We start from the raw sequence: 19761 nt of genomic DNA, 5'->3' as shown, positions 1-19761 counted from the left end.
GCGACCGTCATTGGGGAACCGTGTAACGATTATAGCCTTGCTATGCAGATCAAAACGCCGCGTTTTTTATGTTTAAGCTCTGGCCGTCTCTTCACCCGATATTCTCAGTATCAATGAATGAGAATATTCCTGGTGAGTATAGAGAGAGCGATATTGGAGAAAAATGACATATATGTCCGTTTAATGCCGGTGGCTTAAGTGTTGTCTGGGCGTTATGTGGCTTATCCCGGGGACTCACCTTACAGGGCCGTTGCAGACAGTGTTGAAATCTGTTACTGAGCGGTTTGTCATTTGAATCACTGGAAACTCAATAAGGCTATCTTACTTGCTGCATGATCCGGTCTTCAGGGCTACTACGTAAGCGCTGTTTAAAACGGTTAGCCGTTTTGTCCAGAAACTTGAATTATTTAAGGTGTAAATCATATAACATATAATTAAATATTATATATTGTTTTTTTTTAAATAAATAGTGGCAATGTGTGCGCTTTAAAAGGGCAGCAAAAAAAGGGCTGCGGATGCAGCCCTTAGCGTAAGATTAATGATGTTCAATCGTATGATTGTGCTCAATATCTTCACTTTTTTTGCTAAAGCGGCGACGAACCACCACGAAGAATACCGGCACGAAGAAAATGGCCAGAACCGTCGCGGTCACCATCCCACCCATGACGCCAGTACCAACGGCATTCTGCGCACCGGAGCCTGCACCGGAACTGATAACCAGCGGCATGACCCCCAGGATAAACGCCAGAGAGGTCATCAGGATTGGTCGCAGACGCATACGCACCGCTTCCAGCGTCGCTTCAATCAGGCCTTTGCCCTCTTTATCCATCAGGTCTTTGGCGAATTCAACAATCAGGATCGCATTCTTCGCCGACAGCCCAATGGTAGTGAGCAGACCTACCTGGAAGTAAACGTCGTTAGTCAATCCGCGCGAGCTTGCGGCCAGCAGCGCACCGACAACCCCTAACGGCACAACCAGCATAACCGAGAATGGAATAGACCAGCTTTCGTACAGCGCCGCCAGACACAAGAAGACGACAATCAGTGAGATCGCGTACAGTGCAGGCGCCTGGTTACCTGACAAACGTTCCTGATAGGACATACCGGTCCAGTCATAGCCGATACCAGCAGGCAGTTTACTTGCCAGTTCTTCCATCATATTCATCGCTTCACCGGTACTCTTACCGGGCGCCGCCTGGCCGAGGATTTCCATTGAAGGAAGACCGTTATAGCGTTCCAGACGCGGTGAGCCGTACTCCCAGTGAGAGGTTGAGAAGGCGGAGAAGGGGACCATTTGCCCGTCGCTGCCGCGTACGTACCAGTCACCGAGATCCTCCGGCAGCATGCGATATTTGGCTTCCGACATGACGTAAACTTTTTTCACACGACCGCGGTCGATGAAATCGTTGACGTAGCTACCGCCCCATGCAGCGCCCAGCGTTGTGTTAATATCGCTGATAGAAACACCCAGCGCCTGCGCTTTTTCCTGGTCGATATCGATCTTGAATTGCGGGGTATCTTCCATACCGTTCGGACGCACCCCGGTCAATACATCAGGATGCTGAGCGACCATACCAAACAGCTGATTACGCGCCTGGGTCAGTTTTTCATGTCCCAGACCGGCCTGGTCAATTAACTCGAAGTCAAAACCTGTTGCGGTACCCAGTTCGACGATTGCAGGCAGGTTAAAGGCGAACACCATCGCGTCTTTAATCTGCGAGAAGTAGCCCATGGCGCGGGCGGTAATCGCATCAACCTTGTTCTCTTTACCTGGTCGCTGGCTCCAGTCCTTCAACGAGACGAAGACAATACCGGTGTTTTGCCCACGGCCTGCGAAACCAAAGCCGTTAACGGCGAATACAGATTTAACGTTGTTTTTCTCTTTGGTGAGATAGTAGTTGGTCATCTCATCGAGAACTTTCTGCGTCCGCTCCTGGGTCGCACCGGCGGGTAACTGCGCCATGCTCAGAAAGACCCCCTGATCTTCATCTGGCAGGAACGAGCTGGGCAGACGAACAAACAGCCAGGCCATCCCGACAACGATGATCAGATACAGCACCAGATAACGACCGGTACTACGCAGGATATTGCCTACGCTATCGGTGTAATGGTGTGTACTCTTCTCGAACATGTTGTTGAACCAGCCAAAGAAACCTTTGGTTGCGCCGTGGCTGCCTTTCGCGACCGGCTTAAGCATGGTCGCGCACAGGGCCGGGGTCAGGATCAAAGCGACCAGCACTGACAGCGCCATTGCGGAAACAATGGTGATGGAGAACTGACGATAGATAGCGCCGGTAGAACCGCCGAAGAAGGCCATCGGGATAAATACCGCGGACAACACCATCGCAATACCCACCAGCGCGCCCTGAATCTGTCCCATCGATCTTCGCGTGGCTTCTTTTGGCGGCAATCCCTCTTCGGACATGACACGCTCGACGTTCTCTACTACCACGATGGCGTCATCCACCAACAGGCCGATGGCGAGCACCATCGCGAACATCGTTAACGTGTTTATCGAGTAGCCGAATACCGAAAGCACGGCAAATGTCCCTAACAGCACCACCGGCACGGCGATGGTCGGAATTAACGTCGCGCGGAAGTTTTGCAGGAACAAGTACATGACCAGGAACACGAGAATGATGGCTTCTGCCAGTGTTTTCACCACTTCGTTAATTGAGATTTTCACGAATGGCGTGGTGTCATACGGGTAGACGATCTTCAGCCCTGAGGGGAAGAACGGTTCCATCTTTTTCAACTGTGCCCGAATAGCGCTGGCGGTATCCAGCGCGTTCGCGCCGGTCGCCAGTTTGATCCCCAGACCTGACGCTGGCTGGCCGTTGAATTTCGCAATGACGTCATAGCTTTCACCGCCCAGTTCAATTTTGGCGACATCACGCAGGCGAACCTGAGAACCATCCTGGTTGACTTTGAGCAGAATTTTACCGAACTCTTCCGTTGAGGTCAGACGCGTTTGCGCGATGATGGAGGCGTTCAATTGCTGGCCTTTCACTGGCGGCGTACCGCCAAGTTGGCCGGCGGCGACCTGAGCGTTTTGCGCGGTGATCGCGCTAATGACATCCACCGGGGTAAGCTGGAAGTTGTTCAGCTTGATGGGGTCCATCCAGATACGCATCGCGTACTGTGAACCAAACAGTTGCACGTCACCCACCCCTGGCGTACGGCTGATCGCGTCTTTCATGTTCGCCGCAACATAGTCAGAGATATCTTCCTGGGTCATGGTGCCGTTGGTGTTAATGACGCCCACGACCATCAGGAAGGAACTGGATGACTTCTCAACGCTAACCCCCTGCTGTTGAACTTCCTGAGGCAGCAGCGGCATAGCCAGTTGCAGTTTGTTCTGCACCTGCACCTGGGCGATATCGGCATTCGTCCCGGACTCGAATGTCAGAGTGATTTGCACGGTACCTGTGGAGTCACTGTTTGAGGACATGTACATCAGGTTATCGATACCGTTCATGTTCTGCTCGATAACCTGCGTTACCGTATCCTGTACGGTTTTCGCATCTGCGCCAGGGTAGGTCGCGGAGATCGTCACCGCCGGCGGCGCAATCGTTGGATATTGCGCAACCGGCAGTTTGAGGATCGCAAGCCCCCCTGCCAACATGATAATGATGGCGAGCACCCACGCAAAGATAGGGCGATCGATAAAGAAATTAGACATGTCTTAACGGCTCCTGTTTAAGTTAAGACCTGGTTTATTCTGACTGAGCGTTGCCTGCGGCTTGCTGTTTATCGTCAGAAACGACTTCCTGCGCTTTCACCTGTACGCCTGGTTTGACTTTTTGCAGGCCGGTGACAATTAAGCGATCGCCCGTTTTTAATCCTTTGGTGACCAGCCATTTATCGCCAATTGCCTGAGTGGTTGTAATCTGGCGGACCTCGACTTTATCGCCTTCACCAACAACCATCGCGCTCGCATCGCCACGAGGGGTTCGGGTTACGCCCTGTTGAGGAACCAGCAATGCATCAGGATTAACGCCTTCTTCCAGGCGTGCGCGGACGAACATACCTGGCAACAGGGTGTGATCAGGATTCGGGAAGATCGCGCGTAGTGTAATAGAGCCGGTCGTCTGGTCGACGGTGACGTCGGAGAACTCCAGCGTCCCGACCTGCGGATATTTCACACCGTCGCTCGTGACCAGCTCAACTTTCGCTTTGCCGTTTTCCTGCTGCAACTGGCCGCTGGCCAGTTCCTGTTTCAGGCGCAGAAAATCATTGCTCGATTGGGTCACGTCGACATAGATAGGATCTAACTGCTGTACAGTCGCCAGCGCGGTAGTTTGGCCGTTTTGTACCAGAGCGCCTTCCGTCACCGTCGATTTGCCAATACGGCCGCTAATCGGAGAGGTGACTTTGGTGTACGCCAGATTGATGCGCGCGGTTTCTACTGCGGCCTTGGCGGCGACGACGGCGGCATCGCTCTGCTGAGCGGTTGCCACGGCGGTATCGTAATCCTGCTGGCTAATGTATTTAGTCCCTAACAGTTTTTGATAACGTTTAACCGTCAATCGGTCTATATTCGCCGCTGCCTGCGCTTTTGCTAAATCGCCTTTCGCGCTTTCGTAGGTGGCCTGATAGGTCGCTGGATCAATTTGATAAAGAGACTCGCCTGCCTTGATATCACTGCCTTCAATGAAGTTACGCTTGAGAATAATACCGCTCACCTGGGGACGAACTTCCGCAACGCGGTAGGCGCTGGTACGGCCTGGCAGTTCTGTAGTGATTTGTAGAGGAGCAGATTTGAGAGTCACAACACCGACTTCCGGCATTTGCTGGGCTCCTTGCTGCGCCGGTTTATCATCACATCCTGTTAGCGCTAAGCTGCCTGAGAGCATCAGAACGACCGCCAGAGGCCTAAACCCTCTGTTTTTGTTCATATGTAAACCTCGAGTGTCCAATTTCAAATTGTTCAGTGGCTCAACTGACCACAAACCCACTACTGTGTTTCTATTATGGTCATGCTATGGTACATGCTTTCTATGGTCACGTTATGGTACATACATTCACAAATGCATGTAAACGTAACCTCTGTAAACTCACCGACCTATGGCACGAAAAACCAAACAACAGGCGCTTGAGACCCGGCAACAAATTCTTGATGCCGCCCTGCATCTCTTTTCGCAGCAAGGGGTATCTTCTACCTCGCTGGCGGCAATTGCAAAAGCCGCCGGGGTGACGAGGGGTGCTATCTACTGGCATTTCAAAAATAAATCAGATTTATTTAATGAAATATGGTTACTTTCAGAAGCAAATATTAATGATCTCGAAGTTGAGTATCGGGCAAAATTTCCCAACGATCCACTGTCAGTTGTCCGCGAGATCTTAGTGTATATCCTTGAAGCAACGGTGACAGAGAAACGTCGGCGGTTGATGATGGAAATTCTCTTCCATAAATGTGAATTCGTGGGTGAAATGGTCACGCTTCAACAAGCACAGCGTAGTCTATGTCTTGAGAATTACGAGCGTATCGAACAAACGCTGAAGGAATGCATTGCGGCGAAACTGTTGCCGGACAATTTGCGCACCCGCCGGGCGGCGATTTTAATGCGTAGCTACCTTTCCGGTCTGATGGAAAACTGGCTGCTGGCGCCGAATGCATTCGATCTGCAAAAAGAAGCGCGGGAATATGTCGTCACGCTGCTTGAAATGTATCAATTTTGCCCTTCATTACGGTGTCCTGAAGGTTCAGGCGATTAAGCCGGCTGGCGAGACAGGGGGGGGAATTTTTCCTGCTGTCTGCCGCTATTCGCGCGGTGTCAGAAGTGCTATTCTGCGCGCTGCGACGATCCCCGGTATTCTCCGGCTTTTGCAACCACTCATGTTAACACTATGCTGCACACTATCCGTTGGCGAAACGCCCTGTCTGCGTTCATTATTACCCTGATTTTTTTTGTCAGCCTGAGTCGCATTAATCAAGCGATTGCGGCTGATTTACCTGAGCGATCTGAAGTCCAGAGCCAGCTCAATACGTTGAACAAGCAAAAAGAGCTGACCGCGCAGGACAAGCTGGTTCAGCAAGATCTGACCCAGACCCTGGAAATCCTCGATAAAATTGAACACGTAAAGTCGGAAACGGCACAATTGCGTCAGAAGGTCGCGCAGGCGCCGGCAAAAATGAATCAGGCTATCAATAGCCTGAATGCATTGAGTGATGTGCCTGATGATGAAACCACGCGTAAAACGTTGAGCACCTTGTCGCTGCGCCAGCTGGAGTCGCGCGTCTCTGAGATGCTGGATGATTTGCAAAACGCGCAGAACGATTTGGCGGCTTATAACAGCCAGTTAGTCTCCCTGCAGACGCAGCCGGAGCGTGTGCAAAATGCGATGTATTCAGCGTCGCAGCAGTTGCAACAGATCCGTAACCGCCTGAATGGTACCTCTGCAGGGGAGGAGGCGTTACGCCCCAGTCAGCAAAATTTGCTGCTGGCGCAGCAGGCGTTACTGAATGCGCAGATAGACCAACAGCGCAAAAGCCTGGAGGGCAACACTGTGTTGCAGGATACCCTGCAAAAACAGCGTGATTATGTCACCGCTAACAGCAACCGTCTGGAGCACCAGCTTCAGCTATTGCAGGAAGCGGTTAACAGTAAGCGCTTGACGCTCACTGAAAAGACCGCTCAGGAAGCGGCGTCGCCGGATGAAACCGCGCGTATTCAGGCTAACCCGCTGGTGAAACAAGAACTGGATATAAACCATCAACTTAGCGAAAGGCTTATTTCGGCGACGGAAGACGGTAATCAGCTGGTCCAGCGTAATATCAAAGTGAAAACCTGGCTCGATCGGGCGCTGCAATCGGAGCGCGATATTAAAGAGCAGATCTCCGTGCTGAAAGGCAGCCTGTTGCTGTCGCGTATTCTTTATCAACAGCAGCAAACCCTGCCTTCCGCAGAGGAACTGGGCGATATGACCAATCGTATCGCCGACCTGCGTCTGGAACAGTTTGAGATTAATCAGCAGCGTGATGCGTTATTCCAGAGCGATGCGTTTGTCGCGAAGATGGAAGACGGTCATAGTAGCGATGTGAATCCCGAGGTGCACGATGCGCTTCTGGAAATTGTTGATATGCGCCGGGAACTGCTCGATCAGTTGAACAAACAGCTGGGTAACCAACTGATGATGGCGATTAACCTGCAGGTGAATCAGCAGCAGTTAATCAGCGTTTCGACGAACCTGAAAGCTATCCTGACTCAGCAGATTTTTTGGGTAAACAGCAATCGACCGATGGACTGGGAATGGATTAAAGCGTTCCCTGAAGCGCTGAAGGACCAGTTTAACTCAATGAAAATTAAAGTGAACTGGGAAAAAGCCTGGCCTTCCGTCTTTATCGCGTTTCTTGCCGGTTTGCCGCTGCTGCTGATTGCCGGGCTTATTCGCTGGCGTCTGCAGTGGCTAAAAGCGTATCAGGCGAAACTGGCATCGCAGGTCGGGCAACTGCGCAATGATACCCAGCTCCATACGCCGAAAGCGATTCTGATTGATCTGATCAGAGCATTACCTGTGGTGCTGCTGATTCTGGCTATTGGCCTGATTTTGCTGACAATGCAACTAAATATCAGCGATTTGCTTTGGGCTTATAGTAAAAAGCTGGCATTTTTCTGGCTGGTATTTGGCCTGTGCTGGAAGGTGCTGGAAAAAGACGGCGTGGCGGTAAACCATTTTACGATGCCGTCACGATTAACCAGCCACTGGCGGCGACAGATTGTCCGCGTCAGCCTTGCTCTGCTGCCGTTAAACTTCTGGTCAGTCATGTCGGAACTGTCGCCGCTGCATCTAATGGATGATGTCATCGGGCAGTGCGTTATTTTCCTCAATCTGCTGCTGATTGCGGTGCTTGTTTTACCGATATGTCGGGAAAGCTGGCGCGATAAAGCGTCCCACAACCTTCGCCTTATCATCGTTACTGTACTGTCGATCGTACCTATCGCGCTTATGGTGCTGACGGCGACAGGCTATTTCTACACCACCCTGCGCCTCGCGGGCCGCTGGATTGACACCGTTTATCTGGTCATGCTGTGGAATCTGCTTTACCAGACTGTACTGCGCGGTTTGAGCGTCGCCGCCCGGCGTATTGCCTGGCGACGCGCGCTGGCGCGCCGTCAGCACCTGGTCAAAGAAGGGGCCGAGGGCGCTGAGCCGCAGGAAGAACCCACCATTGCTCTGGAGCAGGTCAACCAGCAGACGCTGCGTATTACGATGCTGGTGATGATCGCGCTGTTTGCGGTGCTGTTCTGGGCAATCTGGTCCGATCTCATCACCGTTTTCGCCTATCTCGACAGCATTACGCTGTGGCACTACAACGCGACCGAGGCCGGGCGTAATGTCGTGAAAAGCGTCACGATGGGCAGTTTGTTGTTTGCCATTGTCGCCTTGATGGTGGCCTGGGCGCTGATTCGCAACTTACCTGGCTTGCTCGAAGTGCTGGTGCTCTCGCGGCTGAATATGCGCCAGGGGGCGTCATACGCAATTACCACTATCCTGAACTACGCCATTATTGTGATTGGCGCGATGACGGTATTTGGTTCACTCGGCGTCTCATGGGATAAATTGCAATGGCTGGCGGCGGCACTGTCGGTTGGCCTTGGCTTCGGCTTACAGGAAATTTTCGGTAACTTTGTCTCTGGTTTGATTATTTTGTTTGAACGCCCGGTGCGTATTGGCGATACGGTGACCATTGGCACGTTTTCCGGTACCGTCAGTAAGATTCGTATCCGTGCCACCACCATCACCGATTTTGACCGTAAAGAGGTCATTATTCCCAATAAGGCTTTCGTTACGGAGCGTTTGATCAACTGGTCGCTTTCCGACACCGTAACCCGCGTGGTGATCCGTCTTGGCGTGGCCTATGGTTCGGACCTCGATAAGGTGAAAGCGGTGCTACTGAAGGCGGCTCAGGAGCATCCGAAAGTGATGCAGGAGCCCGCGCCATCGGTCTTCTTTACTACCTTCGGCGCCAGCACGCTCGATCATGAACTACGCCTGTACGTGCGTGAACTGCGCGACCGTAGCTACGCGGTGGATGAGCTTAACCGCGCTATCGACCGTTTGTGTCGCGAGAATAATATCGATATCGCCTTCAACCAACTGGAGGTTCATCTGCGTAATGCAAAAGGCGATGAAGTGACAGAAGTGAAGCGTGACGGCCAGGATGGCGATGCCTCTCCGGTGATTGGCTAATGATGTCGTGAGGGGCGGCCGACGCGCCGCCTTCTCTATACTCAGCCATACTTCGGGTTGGCGTGCGTGGCTGCGCGTTTTCAGGTTTACACCGGCAAAAACACTCATCACCTGACAACGACATTGACACCCTTAATGCGCTGACCACTGACGGCTTCTGTGTTTATTACGAGGAGGATTCCGCGCTTTTTATTTTGTTTTCATAGTCCTGACGAACAATCTCCAGCGCGGCGAGTACGGTTTGCGCCGGGATCTTATTCTCTTCAAGCAGCATAATTAAATCGACCGCCAGTTTGACTTCCTCAGGCGCATTTTCCAGCGACATATCACCTCCTGCGGTTAGCGTGTTAAGCGGGCCAGCCTGGCTTCAATTTTTTCCAGCGCATCGCGACAGCGGGCTAAACGTCCGGCGTAGATCTCCACCTCTTTTGCCAGCCGATGCTGCTCTTCCGGACTCGTCGCTTGCGTCAGCTGGCGCTGACGATCGTTTCTCATGGCCAGCAATCGTCGTTCGTATTCCTGATGCTGTATACGTCTGCGCTGCCAACGATTAAGCATCGGTGAAGCGCTGTCCCAGGCGCGTAATGACCAGGTGGCTGTCTCCCGGCCGATCGCTGATATTTGGGCGACGAGACGTTCCGACAGCCAGGCGACTTGCGGTAGCTGCTGACGCTCGACCGCCTGTTGTAGCGCATTAAAGTGCGCTTTAGCCTCATCAAGATAAGCCTGCATTTGTGTGCTACGGGCACGGAACAACTGGCGATCAAACCGTGGACTGAGCGTCGTGTGATTGGCCAGCGGCGCAACCTGTGTTGCCAGATCCGCCAGTTGATGTTCCAGCGAATGTAAAAGCCGGGTCGTTTTCAAATAACGTCTCCCTCCTCTGATAAACAACTGTGCTACATTAGCCTCATCATCTTGATAACGATTCGCATTATGCCTCGAATTATTTTAATCATCATTGGCTGGCTGGCGGTAGTGCTGGGGACGCTGGGCCTGTTTTTACCTTTACTGCCAACGACGCCGTTTATTCTGCTCGCTGCGTGGTGTTTTGCCCGCTCGTCGCCGCGCTTTCACCATTGGCTTTTGTATCGCTCATGGTTTGGCGGCTACCTGCGTCACTGGCAAAAATACCGCGCGATGCCGCCAGGCGCTAAGCCGCGGGCGGTGGCGATGATTCTGCTGACCTTTGCCATTTCCCTGTGGCTGGTTCATCTTACATGGGTGCGCATTTTACTGCTGCTTATTCTGGCCTGTTTGCTGATATTTATGTGGCGTATTCCGGTGGTTGATGCAAAACAACAAAAGCGCTGATGCGCAATAATGATGGTTGCAATTGACGCAGACAGACAGTAAATTCTGGCGTTTTCGAGTACGGGTAAACCCGGTCAAAGGTTAAACAAATGTTTCTTTGGCCAGGCTGATATGCCCGTGAGTAATACCGTTTTAATCAGGCATAAACTTATGACCGCGACTGCACAGCAGCTTGAATATCTGAAGAACAGCATCAAAAGCATCCAGGATTACCCGAAGCCGGGCATCCTTTTCCGGGATGTCACCAGCTTGCTGGAAGACCCGAACGCTTACGCGCTCAGCATTAATCTGCTGTCCGAGCGTTATAAAGACGCGGGTATTACTAAAGTGGTGGGCACCGAGGCGCGTGGTTTCCTGTTTGGCGCACCGGTTGCGCTGGCGCTGGGCGTCGGTTTTGTTCCGGTACGCAAGCCGGGTAAGTTGCCGCGTGAAACTATCGCTGAAAGCTATGAGCTGGAGTACGGCACCGACCAGCTGGAAATCCACGTCGATGCCATCAAACCGGGCGATAAGGTGTTGGTGGTTGACGATCTGCTGGCGACCGGCGGCACGATTGAAGCGACCGTGAAGCTGATCCGCCGTCTGGGCGGTGAAGTGCATGACGCGGCCTTTATTATCAATCTGTTCGATCTGGGCGGCGAGCAGCGTCTGGAGAAACAGGAGATTAATAGCTATAGTCTGGTTCCTTTCCCGGGACACTGATTCAGGCTACCTTATTTGCCATTTTGGCCCTGGTCAGGCCTGACAAAACGTATTTGCGTTTTGAATACCCAAAAGGGTGAGCGTAGCGAATAAATCCTCACGTATGACCTGTACGCTCAGGCTTTTGCGTGCTGTCCGTCACCTGACTGGCTGCCACGATAAGGCCTGAATCTAACCTGGCAACCTCGCTGTATTTGCGAGGTTGTGTTAGCATTCCCCCTATGTATCCACCTTCCAGCGTTTCAGAGTTAGCCCATGAGTTATCAGGTCCTGGCCCGTAAATGGCGCCCACAAACCTTTGCTGACGTTGTCGGCCAGGAACATGTGTTGACCGCACTGGCGAACGGCTTGTCGTTAGGGCGTATTCATCACGCGTATCTTTTTTCCGGTACCCGCGGCGTCGGTAAAACCTCTATCGCCCGTCTGCTGGCGAAAGGGCTAAACTGCGAAACCGGTATTACCGCCACGCCGTGCGGCGTCTGTGATAACTGCCGTGAAATCGAGCAGGGGCGCTTTGTCGATCTGATTGAGATCGACGCCGCCTCGCGCACCAAAGTCGAAGATACCCGCGACCTGCTGGATAACGTTCAGTACGCGCCAGCCCGCGGTCGCTTCAAAGTTTATCTGATCGATGAAGTCCACATGCTGTCGCGCCACAGCTTCAACGCGTTGTTAAAAACGCTGGAGGAGCCGCCCGCGCACGTTAAATTCCTGCTGGCGACCACTGATCCGCAAAAGCTGCCGGTGACCATTCTTTCCCGGTGTTTGCAGTTCCATCTGAAGGCGCTGGACGTTGAGCAAATTCGCCATCAGCTGGAGCATATTCTCGGCGCGGAGCAGATTGCTTTTGAACCGCGGGCGCTGCAATTACTGTCACGTGCGGCGGACGGCAGCCTGCGCGATGCGTTAAGTCTGACCGACCAGGCAATCGCCAGCGGCGACGGCCGTCTGACGACCGAGTCCGTTAGCGCCATGCTTGGCACTCTTGACGACGATCAGGCGCTTTCGCTGATTGAGGCGCTGGTTGCCGCCGACGGCGAGCGCGTGATGGCCGGCGTCAATGAGGCGGCCGCGCGTGGCGTGGAGTGGGAAGCCTTACTGGTTGAGATGCTTAGCCTGTTGCACCGTATTGCCATGGTTCAGCTCTCGCCCTCGGCGCTGGGCACCGATATGGCTGTCGTGGAACTGCGGATGCGCGAGCTGGCGCGCACGGTGCCGCCAGGCGATGTCCAGCTGTACTATCAAACGTTGTTGATTGGCCGTAAAGAGTTGCCCTATGCGCCGGACAGGAGAATGGGGGTCGAAATGACGCTGCTACGCGCGCTGGCCTTTCATCCGCGCCTGCCGCTACCGGAGCCGGAAACGCCACCGGCGCGGGTTACTCCGGCCGCCCCTGTCGCGCAGGTTGCCCCGGCACCCGTTGGACAGCCGCCGCAGAATCTGCCGCAGACCACCAGCCAGGTGCTGGCGGCCCGCAGCCAGCTACAGCGCAGCCAGGGAGCGCCCCGCTCAAAAAAGAGTGAACCGGCAGCCGCTTCCCGCGCGCGGCCGGTGAATAACGCCGCGCTTGAACGACTGAGTTCGATTACCGAGCGCGTGCAGGCGCGCCCGGCGGCAGCGGCTCTGGAAACTGCGCCGGCGAAGAAAGAAGCCTATCGCTGGAAAGCGACGACGGTTGTCGAAGCAGTAAAAGAAGAGGCGGCAACGCCAAAAGCGCTGAAAAAGGCGCTGGAGCATGAGAAAACGCCGGAACTGGCGGCGAAACTGGCCGCGGAAGCGATTGAACGCGATCCGTGGGCGGCGCAAATTAGCCAGCTCTCCCTGCCGAAGCTGGTGGAACAGGTGGCGTTAAACGCCTGGAAAGAGGAGAACGGCAATACGATTTGTCTGCATCTGCGGACTGCGCAGCGACACCTCAACTCTGCTGGCGCGCAGCAAAAGCTGGCGGAAGCATTGAGTGCTCTAACGGGCTCGACGGTTGAACTGACCATCGTTGAAGATGATAATCCCGCGGTGCGCACGCCGCTGGAGTGGCGTCAGGCGATTTATGAAGAGAAACTCGCGCAGGCGCGTGAGTCGATTGTTGCGGATAACAACATTCAGACGCTACGTCGATTCTTTGACGCGGAACTGGATGAAGAGAGTATTCGCCCCATTTGATCGTAAGCGTGGCTTGCGATTGTAAACCATCAAGAGAGAGAGCTTATGTTTGGAAAAGGCGGCCTGGGTAACCTGATGAAGCAAGCCCAGCAGATGCAAGAAAAGATGCAGCAGATGCAGGAAGAAATCGCCAGACTGGAAGTCACCGGCGAGTCTGGCGCGGGGCTGGTGAAAGTGACCATTAATGGCGCCCACAACTGCCGTCGCGTGGAAATCGACCCAAGCCTGCTGGAAGATGACAAAGAGATGCTGGAAGATCTGGTCGCTGCGGCGTTCAACGATGCGGCGCGTCGTATTGAAGAGACCCAGAAAGAGAAGATGGCGTCTGTTTCTTCCGGTATGCAACTGCCGCCTGGCTTTAAGATGCCGTTCTGATGCAGACCAGTCCGCTGCTAACTCAGCTTATGGAAGCGCTGCGTTGCCTGCCGGGCGTTGGCCCGAAGTCAGCGCAGCGCATGGCGTTTACCCTGCTGCAGCGTGACCGCAGCGGCGGGATGCGCCTGGCGCAGGCGCTCACCCGGGCGATGTCGGAAATTGGTCACTGCGCCGATTGCCGCACCTTTACTGAACAAGAGGTGTGCAATATTTGCAGTAATCCTCGACGTAAAGAAAATGGCCAGATCTGTGTGGTAGAAAGTCCGGCGGACATCTACGCCATTGAGCAGACCGGCCAGTATTCCGGGCGCTACTTCGTGCTGATGGGGCATCTGTCGCCGCTTGACGGCATCGGGCCGGATGATATCGGTCTCGATCGTCTGGAGCAGCGTCTGGCGTCAGAATCGCTCAGCGAAGTGATCCTCGCCACCAACCCGACGGTGGAGGGAGAAGCGACCGCCAACTTTATTGCCGAGCTTTGCGCGCAATATGGCGTGGAGGCCAGCCGTATTGCTCACGGTGTGCCGGTGGGCGGTGAGCTGGAAATGGTCGACGGCACCACGTTGTCCCACTCCCTTGCCGGGCGTCACAAGATTCGTTTTTAACCAAACGGAGGTGCTTTTTGGGGCCTCCGCTTGAAAATTTCCCTTTTTGTCCCCATCTCACCCTCAACGGTTTTTTTACCATTAACAATGGCATTGTTGAGGTTGATTTAGATGAAAGGACAAGAAACTCGTGGTTTTCAGTCAGAGGTAAAACAGCTTCTGCACCTGATGATCCATTCTCTTTATTCCAATAAAGAAATTTTCCTGCGTGAGCTGATTTCCAACGCCTCTGATGCGGCCGATAAGCTGCGTTTCCGCGCGCTGTCCCAGCCGGATCTGTACGAGGGGGATGGTGAGCTGCGCGTGCGTGTTTCATTTGATAAAGACAACCGCACGCTGACCATCGCCGATAACGGTATCGGCATGAACCGTGATGAGGTCATTGATCATCTCGGTACTATCGCCAAGTCCGGCACCAAAGCATTCCTTGAGTCCATGGGGTCTGACCAGGCGAAAGACAGCCAGTTGATCGGCCAGTTTGGCGTCGGCTTCTATTCGGCGTTTATTGTCGCTGATAAAGTGACCGTACGCACCCGTGCGGCGGGTGATAGCGCGGAAAACGGCGTATTCTGGGAATCCGCAGGGGAAGGAGAATACACCGTTGCCGATATCAGCAAAGCCGATCGCGGTACCGAGATTACGCTGCACCTGCGTGAAGGCGAAGATGATTTCCTCAACGACTGGCGCGTGCGTTCGATCATCAGCAAATACTCTGACCATATCGCGCTGCCGGTTGAAATTGAAAAGCGCGAAGAGGTTGACGGTGAAACCGTCATTTCCTGGGAGAAAATCAACAAAGCCCAGGCGCTGTGGACCCGCAATAAGTCGGAAATTAAAGACGACGAGTATAACGAGTTTTACAAACACATTGCTCACGACTATACCGACCCGCTGACCTGGAGCCACAACCGCGTGGAAGGTAAGCAGGAGTACACCAGCCTGCTGTACATCCCGTCTCAGGCGCCGTGGGATATGTGGAACCGCGATCACAAACATGGGCTGAAACTGTACGTACAGCGCGTCTTTATCATGGACGACGCCGAGCAGTTCATGCCGAACTACCTGCGCTTCGTGCGTGGTCTGATTGATTCCAACGATCTGCCGCTGAACGTTTCCCGCGAAATCCTCCAGGACAGCACCGTTACCCGCAACCTGCGCACCGCACTGACCAAACGCGCGCTGCAGATGCTGGAAAAACTGGCGAAAGACGATGCGGAAAAATACCAGACTTTCTGGCAGCAGTTTGGTCTGGTGCTGAAAGAAGGCCCGGCGGAAGATCATGCTAACCGGGAAACTATCGCTAAGCTGATGCGTTTTGCTTCCACGCATACGGATTCTTCTGCGCAAACCGTCTCTCTGGAAGAGTATATCTCCCGCATGAAAGAAGGGCAGGAGAAGATCTATTACATCACTGCCGACAGCTATGCCGCCGCGAAGAGCAGCCCGCATCTGGAACTGCTGCGTAAGAAAGGCATTGAGGTTCTGCTGCTTTCCGATCGCATCGACGAGTGGATGATGAGCTATCTGACCGAGTTCGACGGTAAGCCGTTCCAGTCAGTGGCGAAAGCCGATGAGTCGCTGGATAAACTGACAGATGAAGTTGATGAAAGCGCCAAAGAAGCGGAAAAAGCGCTTGAGCCGTTCGTTGAGCGGGTGAAAAAACTGCTGGGCGAGCGGGTGAAAGAGGTTCGTCTGACCCATCGCCTGACTGATACGCCGGCTATTGTCACCACCGATGCGGATGAGATGGGCACGCAGATGGCGAAACTGTTTGCCGCTGCGGGCCAGACCGTGCCGGAAGTGAAATATATTTTCGAACTCAACCCGGATCACGTTCTGGTGAAACGCGCGGCGGATACCCAGGATGAAACGCAGTTCAAAGAGTGGGTAGAACTGCTGTTAGATCAGGCGCTGTTCGCTGAACGCGGCACGCTGGAAGATCCGAACCAGTTTATTCGCCGTATGAACCAGTTGCTGGTATCCTGATAGCGGCGTCGTGATGCCGGATGCGACGCGTGAGCGTCCCGTCCGGCTTTACAGTTTGTTCAGGCCCGCCATTCGGTATTTTATTCCTCTCAAACCTGCTCTTTTCTTATTCTTATCCCGTTAACCGTTTCAGCGTCGGGCGCCTTCCTTGAGCGAGTTGCGTGATGGTGGTATCGTTTAGCGCTTTTTTTAAAAAATATCGACAACCTTTAAGGGGATTTTCGTAATGCGTATCATTCTGCTTGGCGCTCCGGGCGCGGGTAAAGGAACTCAGGCTCAGTTCATCATGGAGAAATACGGTATTCCGCAAATCTCCACAGGCGACATGTTGCGTGCCGCGGTGAAATCAGGCTCCGAGCTGGGCAAACAAGCAAAGGACATCATGGACGCCGGTAAGCTGGTAACCGATGAACTGGTTATTGCCCTGGTGAAAGAGCGTATTACTCAGCAAGATTGCCGTAACGGCTTCCTGCTGGATGGCTTCCCGCGTACGATTCCGCAGGCTGACGCCATGAAAGAAGCGGGCATTGCGGTTGATTATGTTCTCGAATTCGATGTGCCGGACGAGTTGATCGTTGATCGTATCGTTGGCCGTCGCGTGCACGCGGCGTCAGGTCGTGTTTACCATATCAAATTCAATCCGCCGAAAGTGGAAGGAAAAGACGATGTGACCGGCGAAGCGCTGACCACCCGTAAAGACGATCAGGAAGAGACCGTGCGTAAGCGTCTGGTTGAGTATCATCAGATGACGGCGCCGCTGATTGGTTACTACCAGAAAGAAGCCGAAGCGGGCAACACGCAGTATGCGAAAGTCGATGGCACCAAAGCAGTAGCCGAAGTGCGTGCCGAACTGGAAAAAATCCTCGGTTAAGTTTTAGCGCGGTTAATGTTAATGCCGGATGGCGGTGTAATCACCCTATCCGGCCTACGATTTTCTTGTCGGCCTGATAAGCGCAGCGCCATCAGGCAAATTCTCATCTTACCTCTCGCAGCAATTAGTTTTTCTTCCTCGCTTTTCCGCTACAATTATCAACAATTTGAATCAATAAGAGGCGGTAATGCATCAGACGAAAACCGGTATCCTGCTGGCTAACCTTGGCACTCCCGATGCCCCAACTCCTGAAGCGGTTAAACGCTATCTGAAGCAATTTTTAAGCGATCAACGCGTGGTGGATACTTCTCGTCTGCTGTGGTGGCCGCTGCTGCGGGGCGTGATATTGCCGCTGCGCGCGCCACGGGTGGCTAAGCTGTACCAGTCTATCTGGATGGCGGAGGGCTCTCCGCTGATGGTCTACAGTCGTCAGCAACAGCAGGCGCTGGCGGCATGTCTGCCGGATACGCCGGTTGCGCTGGGGATGAGCTACGGTTCGCCGTCGCTGGAAAGCGCAGTGGATGAACTGCTGGAGCAGGGGGTTGACCATATTGTGGTGCTGCCGCTCTATCCGCAGTACTCCTGTTCTACCGTGGCGGCGGTTTGGGACGAACTGGGACGTATTTTCGCCAAAAAACGGTCAATCCCCGGAATCTCTTTTATTCGCGATTACGCTGATGATATGGATTATATTCACGCGCTTGCCGCCAGCGTTCGCGCTTCGTTTGTGACGCATGGTGAGCCGGATATACTCCTGCTCTCCTATCATGGGATCCCGCAGCGTTATGCCCGGCAAGGGGATAGCTATCCTCAGCGTTGTCGTGATACCACCCGAGAACTGGTTTCAGCCCTCGGACTGCCGCATGAACAGGTCATGATGACCTTCCAGTCGCGTTTTGGTCGGGAGCCCTGGTTAACGCCTTACACCGACCAGACGCTGAAAATGCTCGGTGAGAAGGGGGTCCGGCATATTCAGGTTATTTGTCCTGGATTTGCCGCTGATTGTCTGGAAACGCTGGAGGAGGTCGCCGTGCAGAACCGGGAAATTTTTCTTACCGCCGGTGGGCAGAAATATGAATATATTCCGGCACTTAATGCGGATTCCGCACATATTGAAATGATGGTCAACCTGACGGCGAAATATCGCTGATCGCGCGTGGTGAGGGGAGTATGCTACTATTCCCCGCTTGTTCACTGCCAATAAATCACCACTATGAAATTTCCCGGTAAACGTAAATCCAAACACTACTTTCCCGTCAACGCTCGCGATCCGCTGCTAAAACAAATTCAGCCGGACAATGAATCCAGCGTCGCCTGGGTCGTCGGCATCGATCAAACGTTGGTGGATATAGAAGCGAAAGTGGATGAAGCGTTTATCGTACGCTACGGCCTGAGCGCCGGACACTCCCTGGTGATTGAAGATGATGTTGCCGAGGCGCTGTATCAGGAGCTGGTACGCGATGATCTGATTACCCACCAGTTTGCCGGTGGCACGATTGGCAACACGTTGCACAACTACTCGGTGCTGGCGGATGACCGCTCGGTTCTGCTTGGCGTGATGTGTCGCAATATTGAAATTGGCGGTTATGCTTACCGTTATCTGTGTAATACCTCCAGCCGTACCGATCTGAACTACCTGCAAGGCGTGGATGGGGCGATTGGCCGTTGTTTTACGCTGATTAGCGATTCCGGCGAGCGTACTTTTGCCATCAGTCCTGGCCATATGAATAAACTGCACCCGGACAGCATCCCGGAAAGCGTTATCGCCGGCGCTTCCGCGCTGGTGCTGACGTCTTATCTTGTGCGCTGCAAACCGGGCGAGCCGATGGCGGACGCGACGATGAAAGCCATTGAGTATGCGAAAAAGCACGATGTGCCGGTGGTTCTGACGCTGGGCACCAAATACGTTATCGCCGATAACCCGGACTGGTGGCAGCAGTTCCTCAAGGAGCATGTGTCGATTCTGGCGATGAATGAAGAGGAAGCGGAAGCGCTGACCGGCTTGTCCGATCCACTGCTGGCTGCCGATAAGGCGCTGGAGTGGGTGGATCTGGTACTGTGTACCGCCGGGCCTGCCGGGCTTTATATGGCGAGTTTTACCGAGGATGAGGCGAAGCGAAAAACGCAGCATCCGCTGCTGCCCGGGGCTATCGCCGAGTTTAACCAGTATGAATTCAGCCGCGCGATGCGTTATCAGGATTGCGTTAATCCACTGCGCATTTATTCGCATATTGCCCCGTATATGGGCGGGCCGGAGAAGATCATGAATACCAACGGCGCGGGCGACGGCGCGCTGGCGGCGCTGCTGCATGATGTCACCGCCAACAACTATCACCGTAATAACGTGCCAAACTCCAGCAAGCACAAATGCAAATGGCTGACCTATTCATCCCTGGCGCAGGTGTGTAAATATGCTAACCGTGTAAGCTATCAGGTACTGAATCAGCATTCGCCGCGCCTGACTCGCGGCCTGCCGGAACGGGAAGACAGCCTGGAAGAGGCTTACTGGGATCGTTAAGTTGTATTGCCCGGCGGTGTTACGCTTACCGGGCC

The 19761-nt window shown here is 53.7% G+C and carries 15 protein-coding genes and 1 other annotated feature; of the genes, 11 read left to right on the top strand and 4 right to left on the bottom strand.

Annotated features, from left to right (window positions below):
* Window positions 1–535: 535 nt before the first annotated feature.
* On the bottom strand, window positions 536–3682 hold the full coding sequence (gene acrB / locus FE839_RS00385; RefSeq protein WP_138358013.1) for a multidrug efflux RND transporter permease subunit AcrB: 3147 nt from the start codon (window positions 3680–3682) through the stop codon (window positions 536–538).
* Window positions 3683–3716: 34 nt separating this feature from the next.
* Complete coding sequence (acrA, locus tag FE839_RS00380) at window positions 3717–4898, bottom strand: multidrug efflux RND transporter periplasmic adaptor subunit AcrA (RefSeq protein WP_138358011.1); 1182 nt, start codon at window positions 4896–4898, stop codon at window positions 3717–3719.
* 169 nt (window positions 4899–5067) lie between these two features.
* Here acrA and acrR point away from each other — a divergent pair, with 169 nt between their 5' ends.
* Entirely contained in the window at window positions 5068–5718 is a 651-nt protein-coding gene (gene acrR, locus FE839_RS00375) for a multidrug efflux transporter transcriptional repressor AcrR (RefSeq protein ID WP_138358009.1), read from the top strand.
* Between the two features lie 132 nt (window positions 5719–5850).
* The gene (gene mscK, locus FE839_RS00370; protein ID WP_138358007.1) at window positions 5851–9195 is read left to right on the top strand and encodes a mechanosensitive channel MscK; all 3345 of its coding nucleotides are present in this window, start codon (window positions 5851–5853) and stop codon (window positions 9193–9195) included.
* Window positions 9196–9361: 166 nt separating this feature from the next.
* Here mscK and rsmS read toward each other — a convergent pair whose 3' ends face one another.
* Together rsmS and priC are read right to left on the bottom strand one after the other, a co-directional pair.
* Complete coding sequence (rsmS, locus tag FE839_RS00365; RefSeq protein WP_138358005.1) at window positions 9362–9520, bottom strand: pleiotropic regulatory protein RsmS; 159 nt, start codon at window positions 9518–9520, stop codon at window positions 9362–9364.
* A 14-nt stretch (window positions 9521–9534) separates the two neighbouring features.
* Entirely contained in the window at window positions 9535–10062 is a 528-nt protein-coding gene (gene priC, locus FE839_RS00360; RefSeq protein WP_138358003.1) for a primosomal replication protein N'', read from the bottom strand.
* A gap of 69 nt (window positions 10063–10131) precedes the next feature.
* Between priC and FE839_RS00355 the strand changes: the two genes are divergently transcribed.
* From FE839_RS00355 to FE839_RS00310, 9 genes are all read left to right on the top strand, one after another.
* The gene (locus FE839_RS00355; RefSeq protein WP_138358001.1) at window positions 10132–10509 is read left to right on the top strand and encodes a DUF454 family protein; all 378 of its coding nucleotides are present in this window, start codon (window positions 10132–10134) and stop codon (window positions 10507–10509) included.
* A 150-nt stretch (window positions 10510–10659) separates the two neighbouring features.
* On the top strand, window positions 10660–11211 hold the full coding sequence (gene apt / locus FE839_RS00350; protein ID WP_138357999.1) for an adenine phosphoribosyltransferase: 552 nt from the start codon (window positions 10660–10662) through the stop codon (window positions 11209–11211).
* Between the two features lie 255 nt (window positions 11212–11466).
* Window positions 11467–13371, top strand: a complete 1905-nt coding sequence (gene dnaX, locus FE839_RS00345; RefSeq protein WP_138357997.1) for a DNA polymerase III subunit gamma/tau — start codon at window positions 11467–11469, stop codon at window positions 13369–13371.
* Window positions 12704–12768, top strand: a sequence feature (DnaX frameshifting element). (Overlaps the previous gene by 65 nt.)
* Window positions 13372–13416: 45 nt before the next feature.
* On the top strand, window positions 13417–13746 hold the full coding sequence (locus tag FE839_RS00340) for a YbaB/EbfC family nucleoid-associated protein (RefSeq protein ID WP_042324433.1): 330 nt from the start codon (window positions 13417–13419) through the stop codon (window positions 13744–13746).
* Window positions 13746–14351 carry a recombination mediator RecR gene (recR, locus tag FE839_RS00335; protein WP_138357995.1) on the top strand — a complete coding sequence of 202 codons (606 nt, stop codon included), beginning with the start codon at window positions 13746–13748 and terminating at the stop codon, window positions 14349–14351. Before FE839_RS00340 ends, recR begins: the two co-directional genes overlap by 1 nt.
* 111 nt (window positions 14352–14462) lie before the next feature.
* On the top strand, window positions 14463–16337 hold the full coding sequence (htpG, locus tag FE839_RS00330; RefSeq protein WP_138357993.1) for a molecular chaperone HtpG: 1875 nt from the start codon (window positions 14463–14465) through the stop codon (window positions 16335–16337).
* A gap of 226 nt (window positions 16338–16563) precedes the next feature.
* Window positions 16564–17208 (top strand): adenylate kinase, encoded by a 645-nt coding sequence (adk, locus tag FE839_RS00325; RefSeq protein WP_138357991.1) that lies wholly within the window; start codon window positions 16564–16566, stop codon window positions 17206–17208.
* 187 nt (window positions 17209–17395) lie between these two features.
* On the top strand, window positions 17396–18358 hold the full coding sequence (gene hemH / locus FE839_RS00315; protein WP_138357989.1) for a ferrochelatase: 963 nt from the start codon (window positions 17396–17398) through the stop codon (window positions 18356–18358).
* 63 nt (window positions 18359–18421) lie between these two features.
* On the top strand, window positions 18422–19726 hold the full coding sequence (locus tag FE839_RS00310; protein WP_138357987.1) for an inosine/guanosine kinase: 1305 nt from the start codon (window positions 18422–18424) through the stop codon (window positions 19724–19726).
* The last annotated feature ends 35 nt before the right edge of the window (window positions 19727–19761 follow it).

Origin of the sequence: Klebsiella indica (assembly GCF_005860775.1) — a bacterium.
Lineage (GTDB): Bacteria > Pseudomonadota > Gammaproteobacteria > Enterobacterales > Enterobacteriaceae > Klebsiella > Klebsiella indica.
The sequence above is the reverse complement of the archived record's forward strand: the minus strand, read 5'-3'. Positions and strand labels throughout refer to the sequence as shown.